Source organism: Oceanimonas pelagia (assembly GCF_030849025.1).
Lineage (GTDB): Bacteria > Pseudomonadota > Gammaproteobacteria > Enterobacterales > Aeromonadaceae > Oceanimonas > Oceanimonas pelagia.
Genome location: NZ_CP118224.1, coordinates 3,199,995 through 3,214,044, shown reverse-complemented (window position 1 = coordinate 3,214,044; position 14,050 = coordinate 3,199,995). Strand labels below are relative to the sequence as shown.

The window sequence follows — 14,050 nt, the reverse complement described above, 5'->3', positions numbered from 1 at the left end:
TCCGTAAGCTGTCCATAAGTCAGGAGTTGGAGAAAACGTCTCCGGTCGAGTAAAAAAGGCCGCCCCTCCTTCGGGCGGCCCTTATTGCCTGTCAGCCCAGATCGCCCCCCGCCACGGGAAGCACGGTGCCGGTGATGTAGCTGGCCTCGTCGGACGCCAGGAACAGAATGGCCGCCGCCTGTTCGTCCAGGGTGCCGTAACGGTGCATCAGGCTGGTGTTCCTGGTCTGATCCACCAGGGTCTGGTACCACTGCTGTTCCCGTTCCCCCTGGGCCTCGCTGTTGCGCGGGGTCAGCCGGGGCGGGGCCTCGGTGCCGCCCGGCGCGGTGGCATTAACGCGAATTCCATGGCCGGCATATTCAAAGGCCAGGTTGGCGGTCATGGCGTTCACTCCGCCCTTGGCGGCGCCGTAGGGCACCCGCATCAGGCCGCGGGTGGCCACCGACGACACGTTGACGATGACGCCGCCGCGCTGCTCCACCATGCCGGGCAGCACGGCCCGGCAACACCACAGGGTGGGGAACAGCGAGCGCTGAATTTCCTTCTGGATCTGCTCCGGGGTGTAGTGCTCGTAGGGCTGGGCCCAGATGGTGCCGCCCACGTTGTTCACCAGAATATCGATGCGGCCAAAGCGCGCCCGGGCCTGAGCCATCAGGGTTTCCGCCCCTTCCCAGGTTTCCAGATCTGCCTGCACCGCCAGGGCCTGGGTGCCTCGCTGCTGCAGCTCGGCCGCCAGCTCGTGCACATAATCCGCCAGATCCGCCAGCACCAGGCGAGCGCCTTCCGCCGCCGCGCGCTCGGCCACCCGCCGGCCAATGCCCTGGGCGGCGCCGGTGATCACCATCACCTTGTCGGTAAAGCGGGCACTCATGCGACCGGCTCCCCAACCCCGGTCACGCTGGGGCTGAACTTCTCGTAATGGAATGAATGCGGTTCAATGCCCTGGTCGCGGAAGTAACCCAGCACCGCATCCACCATGGGGGGCGGGCCGCACAGATACACGTCCACTTCGCCGTGGCCGATGGGGGCGTCTTCCATGTGGTTGGTTACATAGCCTTTGTGCGGGTGCGCGCTGTCGGGATTGGCCACCACGGTTTTGAAGGTGAAGTTGTCGATGTCGGCGGCAAACTGCTGCAAGGCCTCGACCCCGACCAGGTCATCGTCGTTGGTCACGCCGTAAAGCAGGTGCACCGGCTGATCGCAGCCCTTCACCCGAAGCTCTTCCAGCATGGCCAGGAAGGGGGCCAGGCCGGTGCCACCGGCCAGCATCAGTACCGGCAGTGCCAGCGGGCGCAGATAGAACACGCCCAGGGGGCCGTTCAGGCTGAGGCGGTCACCGGTCTTGGCCTGACCCACCAGCCAGGAGCTCATCAGGCCGCCCGGTACGTTGCGGATCAAAAAGCTCAGCTCCCGGCTGCCCGGCAGTGAGCTGAAGGAGTAGGCGCGTACTTCCTCGGTGCCCGGTACGCCGATGTTGACGTACTGGCCGGGCAAAAAGGCGATGTCCTGATCTGCGGTCACCTTCAGCTCGATGGCGGTGGGCGAGATCAGGTTGACCTCGGCCAGGGTGCCGCCGATCTCGGCGGTGCCGGTTTTGCACAGGGTGGACGCGGCCGGAATCTCCACCACGCAGTCGCTGACGGGAATCATCTGGCAGGTCAGAATTTTGCCGTCGGCCACTTCCTCGTCGGTCAGAGCCTCGTCGATGTATTCGTCGCCGAGCTCAAAGTCGCCCTGATGGCAGCTGCCCTTGCAGGTGCCGCACACGCCGTCGGAGCAGTCCATGGGCAGGTTGATCTGGTTGCGATAGGCCGCATCCAGCACGGTTTCGCCGTCGTTGCAGGTGATGAAACGGGTAACGCCGTCTTCAAAGTTGAGGGCAATGTTGTAACTCATAATGCTTTCCCCACCTGTTACAGGTGATAGATATCAATCACCTGATTGATGTAGTCGTTGTTCAGAATCACCTTTTTCTCGGTGATCACCGGCTGCTCGCCGCTGGTGTCCAGGGTGTAGAAGGAGGTGCCGAAATAGGTCTCCGTCTTGTGGTAGCGGTGGCTGTGAGTCTGCCAGTTAAAGCGCAGCTTCACGGTGTGGCCCTGCTGCTCCAGGATTTCCAGGTTGCTGGTCAGGTGCGTGGTGCGCGGCTCGGGCAGGGAGCTGGCGCCGGAACGCTCGGTCTTGATGCGGTACACGCGATCTTCCAGGCCTTCCCGGTTGGGGTAGTAGATCAGCGAGATCTCGGTCTGGGGATCCTCGGTCAGCTTGTCCTCATCGTCCCAGGCGGGCATCCAGTACACCGCCTCGGGGTGGTAGCAGGCCAGCCACTCGTCCCACTGGCGATCGTCAAGCAGGCGGGCTTCGCGAAACACAAAGGCCTGGATCTGTTCAAAGCTCATGCTCATGCGCAAGTCTCCTGTTCCTGAATGGAAATCAGCCGGGCGCGTTCGGTCTGAACCGCCTGCAGCATTTCTTTGACCCAGTGCTGGTGGTGGGTGACATACAGGCCCTCGTCTTCCGGCCTGGCGCCGCTCAGAATGGGCTGAAGGCCAATGCGCTCGGCGCCCGCATCCGGGCCCTCGATCCAGTGGGCGGCGCCCCGGCTCATGTCGTTCCATTTCAGGCCGCTGGCCTGGTAGCCGTTCTGGCAGGCGCGGAATTCTTCCAGATCGTCCGGGGTGCCCATGCCGCTGACGTTGAAGAAGTCTTCATACTGGCGCAGGCGCTTGGCGCGATCCGCCGCCGGCTCGTTCTTCGGCGCCCAGCAGTAGATGGTGATTTCGGTCTTGTTAACGGAAATCGGGCGCAGTACCCGGATCTGGGTGGAGAACTGATCCATCAGATACACGTTGGGGTACAGGCACAGGTTCTTGGTGGTGTTGACGATGGCGTCGGCCCGGGCTTCGCCCAGCTCGTTCTGCAGCCGCTCCAGGTGGTTGAACACCGGACGCACCTGAGGATTGGTGAGCCGGGTCCACAGCATCATGTGGCCGTTGTCAAAGGAGTAGAAGCCGCCTTCGTTGGACCAGCTCTTGGCGTCCACCGCCTCGGTGCCGCCCTTGTCGTAGTTGCGCTGGCCCATGGTGGACAGGTAGTTCCAGTGCACCGTGCCCACGTGGTAGCCGTCGGCGCCGTTTTCGGCGGTCAGCTTCCAGTTGCCTTCATAGGTGTAGGTGGAGCTGCCGCGCAGAATTTCGATGCCGTCCTGCGCCTGATCGACCATGTTGTCGATGATCTTGGTGGTTTCCCCCAGATACTCCTGCAGCGGCTGCACGTCGGCGCTCAGGCTGCCAAACAGAAAGCCGCGATAGGACTCGAACTTCGGCAGTTGCTTCAGATCGTGAGAGCCGTCGGTGCTGAAGCTCTCGGGGTAGCCGCCTTTTTTCTGATCCCGGGCCTTGAGCAGTTTGCCGTCGTTCTTGAAGGTCCAGCCGTGAAAGGGGCAGGTGAACGAGGCCTTGTTGCCGCGCTTCTTGCGGCACAGGGTGGCGCCCCGGTGGGAGCAGGTGTTCAGCAGCGCGCGCAGCTCGCCGTCCTTGGTGCGGGTGATCACCACCGGCTGGCGGCCCACCGTGGTGGTGTAGTAATCACCGGGGTTTTCCACCTGGCTTTCGTGGGCCAGGTAGACCCAGTTGCCTTCAAAGATGTGCTTCATTTCCAGGTCAAACAGTTCCTGGTCGGTGAAGATGCCCCGGTCGCAGCGGTAGTGGCCGGTTTGCGGATCGGCTTCCACCGCGCCACGGATTTTTTGTTCGAGTCGGTCGAGTTGGCGAGTCATGTTTCTCACTCCATGTGATGTTACTGCCCGGCCCGCCTGAAGCGGGCCGGCCGGCTGCAGGCAGCCGTGTCAGGTTCAGGCGATGTCGTCTTCCAGGGCGCGCTTGCGCTCGTGGCGCTGCTGGTGCTCGGGTTTGTCGGATGCCACCAGCTGAATATTGAACTCCACCTTGGTGAACGGCCGGTTCAGGCCGTACTGCTCGGCGGCGGCGCTGTCTTCGATGCGCACGGCGTCGCACACCAGCTCTTCGCGGGTGGCGAAGGCGAAGTCGTCGTAGGTGTATTCGTCACCGGCCAGGTTGATCTGGGTGGTCAGGTGCTTGTAGCCCGGCTGCGACACAAAGAAGTGAATGTGGGCCGGGCGGCGGCCGTGGCGGCCCAGCTGGTTCAGCAGCGCCTGGGTTGAACCCTCGGGCGGGCAGCCGTAACCGGACGGAATGATGCTTTGCGCGGTGTAGCGGCCGTTGGCATCGGTGCGAATGCTGCGGCGCAGGTTGTATTCGCTCTGGGACTTGTCGAAGTAGGAGTAGCCGCCCTTGAGGTCGGCGTGCCAGATCTCCACCAGGGTGTCGGGCAGGGGCTGGCCGTCCTGGTCGGTGACCACGCCGGTCAGGATCATGGTCTCGCCGTCCTGAGTGCCGTCGTCCATGCGGGCGAAGCCCTCGGACTCCGGGGCACCGGCCACGTACAGCGGGCCTTCAATGGTGCGCGGGGTGCCGCCGGCCAGGCCGGCCTGCTCGTCGGCGGCATCCATGCGAATGTCCAGGTACTTGTCCATGCCCAGGCCGGGGGCGAGCAGGGCGGCTTCGCCGTTCTTGCCCAGGTCGTTGATGTAGTACACGGCGTTCCAGAACTCTTCCGGGGTGATGTCCAGATCCTCAATGATCTGAAACACATCGTGCATCACGCGGTGCACTATGGTCTTGACCCGCTCGTTGCCACCGGCCTGGTTCAGGCCGGCGACTTTTTCCAGCAGCTCTTTTACCTCGGGGGTATGCATGGTTTTGACTGACATTGCCTTGGCTCCTTGCATCTTTTTTATGATTTGGTCGTAGGGGTGACGAACGTCGGTTAACGGTCATCCGAATGAATGGAGGACGGGTGCCGGCACAGGGGCGCCACCTGAATGTCCATGTAGGGAAACAGCGGCAGGTTGCTGATCAGCTCCTGCAGCTCGGCGTTGTCGGCCACATCAAAAATGCTGACGTTGGCGTAGCTGCCGGCCACCCGCCACAGGTGGCGCCATTTGCCCCGGGTCTGCAGCTCCTGGGCATAGGCCTTCTCCCGGGCCTTTATCTCGGCGGCCACCTCGGCCGGCATGTCGTGGGGCAGATTGACCTTCATTTCGACTTTAAACAGCATGGTTTTCTTCCTGTTACGCGTGGGGGGCGAGTGATGACTTGCGGCGGTATTCCGCCAGCTTGTCTTCGTTGAGGGTGACGCCCAGGCCTGGCCCGGCGGGCAGGGTCACGCCGTTGTTATGGAAGTTCAGCGGCGTTTCCACGATGTCGTCCTTCAGCAGCAACGGGCCAAACATTTCGGTGCCCCAGTGCAGGGTGTCCAGGGTGGACCAGGCGTGCAGGGCGGCGACGGTGCCGATGGTGCCTTCCAGCAGGGTGCCGCCATAGAGGCCGATGCCGGCGGCGCTGGCCACATTGGCCACCTTCAGCGCCTGCAGCGGGCCGCCGGCCTTGGCGATCTTGAGCGCCACCGCGCCGGCAAAGCCGGCCGAGGCCAGGGTGAACATGTCGGTGGCGTCGGCCACGGCTTCATCCGCCAGAATGGGCAGGTGAAACTGCTGCGACAGCCGCACCAGGGCGGCGTGCTCCTTCATGGGGGTGGGCTGCTCGACCAGATCGATGCCGGCGGCCTGCAGCTCGGCCATGCCCCGGGCGGCGGTGCTTTCATCCCAGGCCTGATTCACATCCACCCGCACGCTGGCGCTGTCGCCCACGGCGGCCTTGATGGCGGCCACATGGCGCACGTCGTCCATCAGCGCGCGGCTGCCGATTTTGAGTTTGAAGTCGCAGTGGCGCTGGTCGGCGAGCAGGCGCCTGGCCTCGTCGATATCGGTTTGAGTGTCGCCGCTGGCCAGGGTCCAGAGCACCGGAATGTGCTGGTGCACGGCGCCGCCCAGCAGCTGGTGCAGGGGCTGGTTGAGGCGCTTGCCCATGAGATCGAGCAGGGCGGTCTCGATGGCGGACTTGGCCAGGTTGTTGCCGCGGGTGGCCCGGTTGAGCCTTACCCTGAGGGTATTGATGGCCTCGGCGGGCTGGTTCAGCAGCAGGGGCGAGAAGTAGGTGTCGATGGTCAGCTTGACGCTTTCGGGGCTTTCCGGGCCGTAGGCCAGGCCGCCGATGGTGGTGGCTTCGCCCAGGCCTTCCAGGCCATCGCTGTCCTTGATGCGCACGATCACCATGGTCTGAACGCCCATGGTGGCCATGGAAAGCTTGTGCGGCCGTATGGTCGGAATGTCGACCAGGATTGCCTCGATGGACTGAATGATTGCTGCCATGTAACCTCTTTCGCCTCAAGTGATAACACTGTGTTGCGACGAGGTTACAATTCTGCAGCAATACCCACCAATATTGATTAAGTCACAACCAATACCCTGGAGGTATGGATGGAGCTGAGGCACCTGCGTTATTTTATTGCCGTGGCCGAAGAGCTGAACCTGACCCGGGCGGCGGAGCGGCTGTTTATCGCCCAGCCGCCCCTGACCCGGCAGATCAAGCAGCTGGAAGAGGAGCTGGGGGTGCAGCTGTTTATTCGCAAGCCCCGGGGGCTGGAGCTGACCCAGGGAGGACTGTATTTTCTGCAGCAGGCCCGCACCATCATGGAGCGGCTGGAGGCCAGCATTGAAGGCACCCGGCAAATTGCCCAGCTGCGCAAAACCGTGTTTGCCATCGGCTTTGTGCCGTCGGTGTTTTACGGCCAGCTGCCGCTGATGGTGCGCCGGCTGAGGCGCAACAAGAATCTGGAAATTGTGCTGCACGAGCTCAAGACCCAGGATCAGATCGAGGCGCTCAAGAGCGGCAAAATCGACATCGGTTTTGGCCGGGTACGCATTGACGATGCCGACGTGGAGCAGGAGGTACTGTTCAACGAGCCGCTGATCGCCGCCCTGCCGTCTTCCCACCCTCTGACCCGCGAGTCGCCCACCATGGCGGAGCTGGCGGAGGTGCCCATGGTCACCTTTCCCGCCGGCTCCGGCCCCAGTTTTGCCGACGTGGCCCTGGGGCTGTTTCACCGCCGCGGCCTGAAACTCAATGTGATTCAGCAGGTTAACGATCTGCAGACGGCACTGTCGCTGGTGGCCTCGGAGATGGGCTTTGCCCTGGTGCCGGAGCAGGTGCACAAGCTCAAGCGGGAAGGGGTGGAGTTTGTGCCGGTGCGGGACGAACAGCTCAGCATTCCGGTGATCGCCTCACGCCGCCGGGGCGAGAACCCCAATGCGGCGATGCGGCTGGTCAACACCATACTGGCGGAGCTGGTGGAAAACCGGCTGAGCGGACGTTACCCCTGAGTCAGCCCGCCAGGGCGTCCTGGATCAGCCGGGCCTTTTCCAGCAGCAACGGCAGAAAGCGCCCGGTGAGGGTATCCATGTCGACCCGGGCGGCGTTGGTGCTGATGTTGATGGCGCCAAGCAGCCGGCCCTGTTGATCAAACGCCGGCACCGCCAGCGAGCGCAGGCCCGAGTCCAGCTCCTGATCCACAATGGCGTAGCCCTGCCGGCGCACTCGCTCCAGGGCCCGGCGCAGGGCCTGTTTGTCGGTAATGCTGTGGGTCGTGTGCGCACGCAGCTGCACGGTTTCCAGGTAATGGCTCAGCTGCTCTTCAGGCAACTGGGCCAGCAACACCCGCCCCATGGAGGTGTAGGCCGCGGGCAACCGGGTGCCCACCGACAGCCGTATGGCCATCAGCCGGTGTTCGGCGGCGGAGCGGGCAATGTAGACGACCTCGTCGCCGTCGAGCACCGCGAGTGAGGTGGACTCACCAATTTCCCGTGTGATCTCTTCCAGATAATGCTGAATCACCACCCGGTGCGGGTTGGCGGCCAGAAAGGCGTTGCCCAGTTGCAGCACCCTGGGGGTCAGTGCAAAGTGGCGCTGCTGTTTGTCGAGATAACCCAGAGCGTGCAGGGTCAGCAAAAAACGCCGGGCCTTGGCCCTGTCCATGCCGGTACGGGCCGCCACTTCACTCAGGGTCATGCGCCCATGGTGCTGGTCAAAGGCCTGCAGTACCTCCAGGCCGCTGGCCAGGGCGGCGACGAAATCCCGGTCTTGCGGGCTGAGCCGGTCTTCGGTGGTCATGATGTCCTTCCTGTAACGAGATGAAACGGCATTTATGGTAGCAAAAAGTTCGCATAACGAACCTGTGTTTTGTAAATGCTCTCTTTGAGATCTCGATCACAAAAAATAAATTCTTATTTTTCAGTTGTTTAATTCGATCGCCCAACTTTTTCCTGCAAACGGGGTTTGCCACTCCCATAAAACCGGAGTAAACATGTTCGCAATGCAAACCAAGGTTCGTATTGCGAACATATCCACCAGGGAGGCGATACTCATGGCCCAATTCATGAGCCTGCACGACGCGGTTGCCCGTTATCTCCAGGACGGCGCTACCGTCGCCATGGAGGGTTTTACCCACCTGATCCCCTTTGCCGCGGGACACGAAATCATTCGTCAGGAAAAGCGTGGTCTGACGCTGATCCGCATGACCCCCGATATTCTCTACGATCAGCTGATCGGCGCCGGTTGCGCCGAAAAACTGATCTTCTCCTGGGGCGGTAACCCCGGCGTGGGCTCGCTGCACCGTCTGCGCGACGCCGTGGAGCGGGGCTTCCCCCGCAAGCTGGAAATCTTCGAGCACAGCCATGCGGCCATGGCCTGTGCCTATGAAGCGGGCGCGGCCGGTCTGCCCCTGGCGGTGCTGCGCGGTTACATCGGCAGCGACTTGCCCAAGGTGAACTCCCAGATCCGCTTTATCGAATGTCCCTTTACCGGCGAACGGCTGGCGGCGGTGCCGGCGGTACGTCCGGATGTGAGCATCGTTCACGCCCAGCGCGCCGACCGCAAAGGCAACGTGCTGGTATCCGGCATCGTGGGTGTGCAGAAGGAAGCGGTGCTGGCGGCCAGGCACAGCATCGTCACCGTGGAAGAGATCGTCGACGATCTGCAGGCCGATGCCAACGCCTGCGTGATCCCGGGCTGGGCCATTACCGCCATTGCCGAGGTAAAAGGTGGTGCCGCGCCGTCCTACGCCCACGGCTATTACCCGAGAAACAACAGCTTCTACAAGGAGTGGGACGCGATCTCCCGTGATCGTGACACCTTCAACGACTGGCTGCAGCAGAACGTTTACAACGCAGGAGGGCAGGCATAATGACGCTCCAATACACCTCTTCAGAAATGATGACGGTCACCGCCGCTCGCGCCCTGAGCAACGGCATGACCTGTTTTGTGGGCATCGGCCTGCCCAGCGAGGCCGCCAACCTGGCCCGCCTGACCCACGCCCCCGACGTGACCCTGATCTACGAATCCGGCACCCTGCAGACCAAACCCGACATTCTGCCGCTGTCCATCGGTGACGGTGAGCTGTGCGAGCAGGCGCTGACGACGGTGGCCGTGCCCGAGATGTTCCGCTACTGGTTGCAGGGCGGCCACATCGACGTGGGCTTTCTTGGTACCGCTCAGATCGACAAGTACGCCAACCTGAATACCACCCTGATTGGTGATTACCAGTCGCCCAAGGTTCGCCTGCCCGGCGGCGGCGGCGCCCCCGAGATCGCCTCCAACGCCAGGGAAGTATTCATCACCCTGAAGCATTCTCCTCGCGCCTTTGTGGAAGCGGTCGACTTCATCACCACCCTGGGCTACGGTCGCGACGGCAAGGGCCGGGACGGTGTGCCCAATATTGGCCGTGGCCCGACCAAGGTCATCACCGATCTGTGCGTGATGGCTCCCGATGCCGAGACCAGGGAACTGACCGTGGTTTCCCTGCACCCGGGCGTGACTCAAGAGCAGGTACGTGAGGCCACCGGCTGGCCGGTACGCTTTGCCGACGAGCTGGCGCTGACTCCCGAGCCGAGCGCCGAGGAGCTGGCCATTCTGCGTGACCTCAAGGCCCGCACTGCCGAGCACCACGCCAAGCCGATCTCCCAGGAGGCCGCCCAATGAAGCCGGTTTATCTGTGTCATCCCCGCCGTACCGCCATTGGCCGCTTTGGCGGCACCCTGGCGGCGGTGCGTCCCGACGACCTGGCTGCCCGCGTATTTGAAGCCGTGCTGGCCCAGGCGCCGGATCTGGACCCGGCCGCCATCGATGAAGTCATCATGGGCTGTGCCAACCAGGCCGGTGAAGACAACCGCAACGTGGCGCGCATGTCCTCCCTGCTGGCCGGTCTGCCGGTAAGCGTACCCGGCACCACCATCAACCGCCTGTGCGGCTCCGGTATGGATGCAGTTGGCACCGCCGTGCGCGCCGTCAAGGCCGGCGAGATGGATCTGGTGCTGGCCGGTGGCGTGGAATCCATGTCCCGCGCCCCCTATGTGATGGGCAAGGCCGACACCGCCTTCAGCCGCAACCAGGGCATTGAAGACACCACCATCGGCTGGCGCTTTATCAACCCGCTGATGAAGGCCCAGTACGGCGTGGACTCCATGCCGGAAACCGCCGAGAACGTGGCCGAGCAGTTCAACATCTCCCGGGAAGATCAGGACGCCTTTGCCGCCCGCTCCCAGGAGAAGGCCGCCGAGTCCCAGCGCAACGGCCGCTTTGCCGAAGAAATCGTGCCGGTAGAAATTCCCCGCCGCAAGCAGGAGCCGCTGATCTTCGCCGACGACGAGCACCTGCGTCCGGGCACCACGGTTGAGAAGCTGGCCAGGCTGCCGACCCCGTTCCGCGAAGGTGGCAGCGTGACCGCCGGTAACGCCTCCGGCGTGAACGATGGCGCCGCCGCCATGCTGATCGCCAGCGAAGACGCCGTACAGCGTCATGGCCTCAAGCCCATGGCCAAGGTGCTGGGCATGGCCACCGCCGGCGTGGAGCCTCGCATCATGGGCGCCGGCCCGATCCCGGCAGTGCAGAAGCTGCTGGCTCAGCACAACCTGACCATGGACGACATCGACCTGTTCGAGTTCAACGAAGCCTTTGCCGCCCAGGCCCTGGCCTGTATGCGCGAGCTGGGTCTGAAGGACGACGACGCCCGGGTTAACCCCAACGGCGGCGCCATCGCCCTGGGTCACCCGCTGGGTATGTCCGGCGCCCGTCTGCTGCAGACCGCCGCCCATGAACTGCACCGCCAGAACAAGCGTCTGGCCCTGTGCACCATGTGCGTGGGCGTGGGTCAGGGTATCGCTACCCTGATTGAGCGGGTATAACTGATGATGAACGCCGGCCGATGCCGGCGTTCCCTTAACGATTCGGAGGCCGAATGTCTTTTCTCAACATTAATGGCCGCACCGTAGGCTACCGCCTGCTGGGCGACGCTTCCCTGCCGCTGGTGGTGCTGGCGCACCCCCTGGGCATGAGCCAGGCGGTGTGGGATGACCTGCTGCCGGCGCTGCTGCCCCGTTACCGGGTGCTGAGCTGGGACCTGCCCGGTCACGGCAGCAGCGCCGCCTGGAGCGGTGAGCGCATTACCCCCGCCGATCTGGCGGCGGAAGCCCTGGCCCTGGCCGACGTGGCGGGTGCCGAACGCTTTCACTTCGTCGGCACCTCCATCGGTGGCGTGATCGGCCAGCAGTTGCTGTGCGCCCATGCCGACCGTCTGCTGTCGGCCACCCTCACCAATACCGGCGCGGTGATCGGCACCCGTGAGGCCTGGCAAAACCGCGCCAAGGCGGTACGGGAACTGGGCCTGACCACCATGGCGGTGGACATAGTGCCGCGCTGGTTTGGCCCGGCTGCCCTGGCGGCCCAGCCCGCACTGCTGGCTGGTTGGAACACCATCATGGGCCGGGGTGACGCCAACAGTTACGCCCTGCTGTGTGAAATGCTGGGGGAGGCCAACTTCAGCGAACAATTGCAGGATCACAACGTGCCCCTGTTGCTGGTGGGCGGCCGCGAGGACGTGGCCACCCCGCCCGAATTGCTGGAGCACCTGGCCTGCTGCGCCGAGGCCGGCGAGCCGGTGATCCTGGATAAGGTAGGTCATGTGCCCTCGGTGGAAGCGCCGGCGCGATTTGCCGAAGTGCTGCTGCAGCATCTCGGCTGACAGCTGAAAGGCACCAATAAAAAGAAAGGCCTGCAATCGCAGGCCTTTTCAGTGTCAGGGTTCAGCTCAGGAAGCGGGTTTTTCCTGCTTCTCCGGTACCAGCGGAATGGCCGGCTTGGCGATGAGTGAGCGGGTGTCTTCAATGGCTTCGGTGAGGATCACCTGAATGTGCTGGCCCAGTTCGTATACCGGCTGCTTGTCGAGGTAGACGCGGCCGTCATCCCAGCTGCACTCCAGCCGATCCCGGTTGGGCAGGATCAGGGAAGAAGGCATGAATACCACGGCGCCGTTTTCCTGCAGGCGCAGTTTCACGCCGCCACGGCCAATGTCGATGATCTCGGCATCAAATACATGGCCGTTGGCCACTGCCGGCTGCAGGTAGCGCACATACAGCCAGTCGGCGATGTCGCGCTCGGCACGGCGGTGCATGCGGCGCTGCTCCGACAGGTGCACCGCCAGCTCGGCGTTGGGGGCGTGGGCGTCATGGGCCTTTTCGGCCAGAATGGCCTTGATCAGGCGGTGGTTGATGATGTCGCCGTATTTACGAATGGGCGAGGTCCAGGTGGCGTAGGCGTCCAGGCCCAGGCCGTAGTGCTCACCCGGGGTTACGCTCATGGCGGCGAAGGACTGGAAGCGGCGCACCCGGTTGTCCAGGTAGCTGGTATCGCGGGAGTCCAGCCAGCGGCGCAGCTCGCAGAAGCCTTCCAGGGTGGTGAGCCTGTCCGGATCCACCGGGGCTTCATGCTCCTTCAGCAGCTCCTGCAGCTGGGCCAGTTTTTCTTCGTCAAAGCCGGCGTGCACGTTGAACACACCGGTGCCACAGTGTTTGGTCAGCCAGTTGCCGCAGGCCAGGTTGGCGGCGATCATGCATTCTTCCACCATCTGGTTGGCAATGCGGCGGTGATCGGCGTGAATGGCCACCACGTTGCTGGCCTCGTCCAGTTCAAAGCGGTAGTCGGGCCTGTCCTTGAACACGATGGCGTGCTCGCTGCGCCAGGCGCTGCGTACCCGGGTGAGGGCGGTCAGCTCGCGCAACTGCTCGGCAATGATTTCGCTCTCGGGCTGCCAGTCGCCGGTGCCTTCCACCCAGTCGGACACCTTGTTGTAGGCCAGGCGGGCGTGGGAGCGAATGCGGGCGGCAAAAAATTCGGCGTCGTCGGCCACCTTGCCGTCGGCGTCAATGTGAATGCGGGCGCACAGGGCGTGGCGCTCTTCCCCTTCCTTCAGGGAGCACAGCTCGTCGGCCAGGGTGCGGGGCAGCATGGGAATGTTGCGGCCCGGCAGATATACGGTAAAGGCGCGCTCGGCGGCGATCTTGTCCAGCTCGCTGTCGTGGGCCACATAGGCGGTGGGATCGGCAATGGCCACGGTCAGCTCCCAGCCGTTATCCCGCTTTTTCACGCTGAGGGCGTCGTCCATGTCCTGGGTGGACTCGCTGTCGATGGTGAAAAAGGGCACCTCGGTCAGGTTCTGGCGGGGCAGGGTGTCTTCCAGCGGTTCCCACTGCTCCCGGTCCTGGGGGGCCTGCTTGGCCAGGCTGTTGCGGGCCAGCACCACCCACCAGGGGGCGATGGGATCGTCCACGCCGGCGATCAGCTCCACCACTTCGGCGAAAAAGCCGTTGTCTTTCAGGGCGTGGCGCTTGAGATCGGCCAGTACCCAGTCGCCTTCCTTCAGGTCCTTGTCGTTCATCCCCTTGACGGTGCGGGCCTTGATGGCGTCTTTCATCAGCGGGTGATCGGGAACGATATTGAGCCGGTCACGGAACCACTTCACCCGGGCCACAAAGCGGGTCAGGCCGGGCTCCAGCAGGGTCTCGGGCTCCACCAGCTCCTTGTCGTTCTCGGTGCGCAGCACGGCGGTGATGCGATCGCCGTGCATGACCTTTTTCATGTGCGGGGGTGGAATGAAATAGCTTTCCTTGTCGCTGACTTCGAGAAAGCCGAAGCCCTTGGAGGTGCCTTTGACCATGCCTTCCTTGGTGGGAAGGGTGTCGCGGATTTGTTGCTTGAGCTGGGCCAGCAGGGGGTTGTCTTGAAACATGAGTTGGGAACCT

At 63.4% G+C, this 14,050-nt stretch carries 14 protein-coding genes; 5 read left to right on the top strand and 9 right to left on the bottom strand.

Annotated elements, in window-relative coordinates; genetic code table 11:
• Nucleotides 1-91 precede the first annotated feature (91 nt).
• The 7 genes from benD to PU634_RS15390 all read right to left on the bottom strand — a co-directional run bounded on the left by benD (nucleotide 92) and on the right by PU634_RS15390 (nucleotide 6,292).
• Nucleotides 92-871, bottom strand: coding sequence for a benzoate diol dehydrogenase BenD (gene benD, locus PU634_RS15420; RefSeq protein ID WP_306761657.1), 780 nt, complete (start codon nucleotides 869-871; stop codon nucleotides 92-94).
• Complete coding sequence (gene benC / locus PU634_RS15415) at nucleotides 868-1,896, bottom strand: benzoate 1,2-dioxygenase electron transfer component BenC (protein WP_306761656.1); 1,029 nt, start codon at nucleotides 1,894-1,896, stop codon at nucleotides 868-870. Before benC ends, benD begins: the two co-directional genes overlap by 4 nt.
• Nucleotides 1,897-1,913: 17 nt before the next feature.
• Nucleotides 1,914-2,405: a benzoate 1,2-dioxygenase small subunit gene (gene benB, locus PU634_RS15410; RefSeq protein ID WP_306761654.1), complete on the bottom strand. Its 492-nt coding sequence runs from the start codon at nucleotides 2,403-2,405 to the stop codon at nucleotides 1,914-1,916.
• Nucleotides 2,402-3,778, bottom strand: a complete 1,377-nt coding sequence (locus PU634_RS15405; RefSeq protein WP_306761652.1) for a Rieske 2Fe-2S domain-containing protein — start codon at nucleotides 3,776-3,778, stop codon at nucleotides 2,402-2,404. The genes benB and PU634_RS15405 overlap by 4 nt, the downstream gene beginning before the upstream one ends.
• 75 nt (nucleotides 3,779-3,853) lie before the next feature.
• The gene (gene catA / locus PU634_RS15400; RefSeq protein WP_306761650.1) at nucleotides 3,854-4,792 is read right to left on the bottom strand and encodes a catechol 1,2-dioxygenase; all 939 of its coding nucleotides are present in this window, start codon (nucleotides 4,790-4,792) and stop codon (nucleotides 3,854-3,856) included.
• A gap of 56 nt (nucleotides 4,793-4,848) precedes the next feature.
• Nucleotides 4,849-5,139, bottom strand: a complete 291-nt coding sequence (catC, locus tag PU634_RS15395) for a muconolactone Delta-isomerase (protein ID WP_306761649.1) — start codon at nucleotides 5,137-5,139, stop codon at nucleotides 4,849-4,851.
• A 13-nt stretch (nucleotides 5,140-5,152) separates the two neighbouring features.
• Nucleotides 5,153-6,292, bottom strand: coding sequence for a muconate/chloromuconate family cycloisomerase (locus tag PU634_RS15390; RefSeq protein ID WP_306761648.1), 1,140 nt, complete (start codon nucleotides 6,290-6,292; stop codon nucleotides 5,153-5,155).
• Nucleotides 6,293-6,400: 108 nt separating this feature from the next.
• Here PU634_RS15390 and PU634_RS15385 point away from each other — a divergent pair, with 108 nt between their 5' ends.
• The gene (locus PU634_RS15385) at nucleotides 6,401-7,303 is read left to right on the top strand and encodes a LysR family transcriptional regulator (protein WP_306761647.1); all 903 of its coding nucleotides are present in this window, start codon (nucleotides 6,401-6,403) and stop codon (nucleotides 7,301-7,303) included.
• A gap of 1 nt (nucleotide 7,304) precedes the next feature.
• Here PU634_RS15385 and PU634_RS15380 read toward each other — a convergent pair whose 3' ends face one another.
• Nucleotides 7,305-8,090 (bottom strand): IclR family transcriptional regulator domain-containing protein, encoded by a 786-nt coding sequence (locus PU634_RS15380; protein WP_306761645.1) that lies wholly within the window; start codon nucleotides 8,088-8,090, stop codon nucleotides 7,305-7,307.
• Between the two features lie 253 nt (nucleotides 8,091-8,343).
• Between PU634_RS15380 and PU634_RS15375 the strand changes: the two genes are divergently transcribed.
• Genes PU634_RS15375 through PU634_RS15360 form a run of 4 tightly spaced genes read left to right on the top strand, consistent with a single transcriptional unit; the run spans nucleotide 8,344 to nucleotide 11,994 of the window.
• Complete coding sequence (locus PU634_RS15375) at nucleotides 8,344-9,162, top strand: CoA transferase subunit A (RefSeq protein WP_306761643.1); 819 nt, start codon at nucleotides 8,344-8,346, stop codon at nucleotides 9,160-9,162.
• Nucleotides 9,162-9,956 carry a CoA-transferase subunit beta gene (locus PU634_RS15370; protein WP_306761641.1) on the top strand — a complete coding sequence of 265 codons (795 nt, stop codon included), beginning with the start codon at nucleotides 9,162-9,164 and terminating at the stop codon, nucleotides 9,954-9,956. The genes PU634_RS15375 and PU634_RS15370 overlap by 1 nt, the downstream gene beginning before the upstream one ends.
• On the top strand, nucleotides 9,953-11,158 hold the full coding sequence (gene pcaF / locus PU634_RS15365) for a 3-oxoadipyl-CoA thiolase (protein ID WP_306761640.1): 1,206 nt from the start codon (nucleotides 9,953-9,955) through the stop codon (nucleotides 11,156-11,158). The genes PU634_RS15370 and pcaF overlap by 4 nt, the downstream gene beginning before the upstream one ends.
• 53 nt (nucleotides 11,159-11,211) lie before the next feature.
• A complete protein-coding gene (locus tag PU634_RS15360; RefSeq protein WP_306761639.1) occupies nucleotides 11,212-11,994 on the top strand; it encodes an alpha/beta fold hydrolase in 783 nt (260 codons plus the stop codon).
• Nucleotides 11,995-12,060: 66 nt separating this feature from the next.
• Here the strand turns inward: PU634_RS15360 and PU634_RS15355 are convergent, their stop codons facing one another.
• Complete coding sequence (locus PU634_RS15355; RefSeq protein ID WP_306761638.1) at nucleotides 12,061-14,037, bottom strand: exoribonuclease II; 1,977 nt, start codon at nucleotides 14,035-14,037, stop codon at nucleotides 12,061-12,063.
• Nucleotides 14,038-14,050: the final 13 nt, after the last annotated feature.

What these genes read in the sequence shown, in the direction of transcription:
- catC (WP_306761649.1), bottom strand. Translation starts at nt 5,139, where the DNA reads ATGCTGTTTAAAGTCGAAATGAAGGTCAATCTGCCCCACGACATGCCG.
- PU634_RS15370 (WP_306761641.1), top strand. Translation starts at nt 9,162, where the DNA reads ATGACGCTCCAATACACCTCTTCAGAAATGATGACGGTCACCGCCGCT.
- PU634_RS15385 (WP_306761647.1), top strand. Translation starts at nt 6,401, where the DNA reads ATGGAGCTGAGGCACCTGCGTTATTTTATTGCCGTGGCCGAAGAGCTG.
- PU634_RS15390 (WP_306761648.1), bottom strand. Translation starts at nt 6,292, where the DNA reads ATGGCAGCAATCATTCAGTCCATCGAGGCAATCCTGGTCGACATTCCG.
- benD (WP_306761657.1), bottom strand. Translation starts at nt 871, where the DNA reads ATGAGTGCCCGCTTTACCGACAAGGTGATGGTGATCACCGGCGCCGCC.
- benB (WP_306761654.1), bottom strand. Translation starts at nt 2,405, where the DNA reads ATGAGCATGAGCTTTGAACAGATCCAGGCCTTTGTGTTTCGCGAAGCC.
- catA (WP_306761650.1), bottom strand. Translation starts at nt 4,792, where the DNA reads ATGTCAGTCAAAACCATGCATACCCCCGAGGTAAAAGAGCTGCTGGAA.
- benC (WP_306761656.1), bottom strand. Translation starts at nt 1,896, where the DNA reads ATGAGTTACAACATTGCCCTCAACTTTGAAGACGGCGTTACCCGTTTC.
- PU634_RS15360 (WP_306761639.1), top strand. Translation starts at nt 11,212, where the DNA reads ATGTCTTTTCTCAACATTAATGGCCGCACCGTAGGCTACCGCCTGCTG.
- PU634_RS15355 (WP_306761638.1), bottom strand. Translation starts at nt 14,037, where the DNA reads ATGTTTCAAGACAACCCCCTGCTGGCCCAGCTCAAGCAACAAATCCGC.
- pcaF (WP_306761640.1), top strand. Translation starts at nt 9,953, where the DNA reads ATGAAGCCGGTTTATCTGTGTCATCCCCGCCGTACCGCCATTGGCCGC.
- PU634_RS15380 (WP_306761645.1), bottom strand. Translation starts at nt 8,090, where the DNA reads ATGACCACCGAAGACCGGCTCAGCCCGCAAGACCGGGATTTCGTCGCC.
- PU634_RS15405 (WP_306761652.1), bottom strand. Translation starts at nt 3,778, where the DNA reads ATGACTCGCCAACTCGACCGACTCGAACAAAAAATCCGTGGCGCGGTG.
- PU634_RS15375 (WP_306761643.1), top strand. Translation starts at nt 8,344, where the DNA reads ATGGCCCAATTCATGAGCCTGCACGACGCGGTTGCCCGTTATCTCCAG.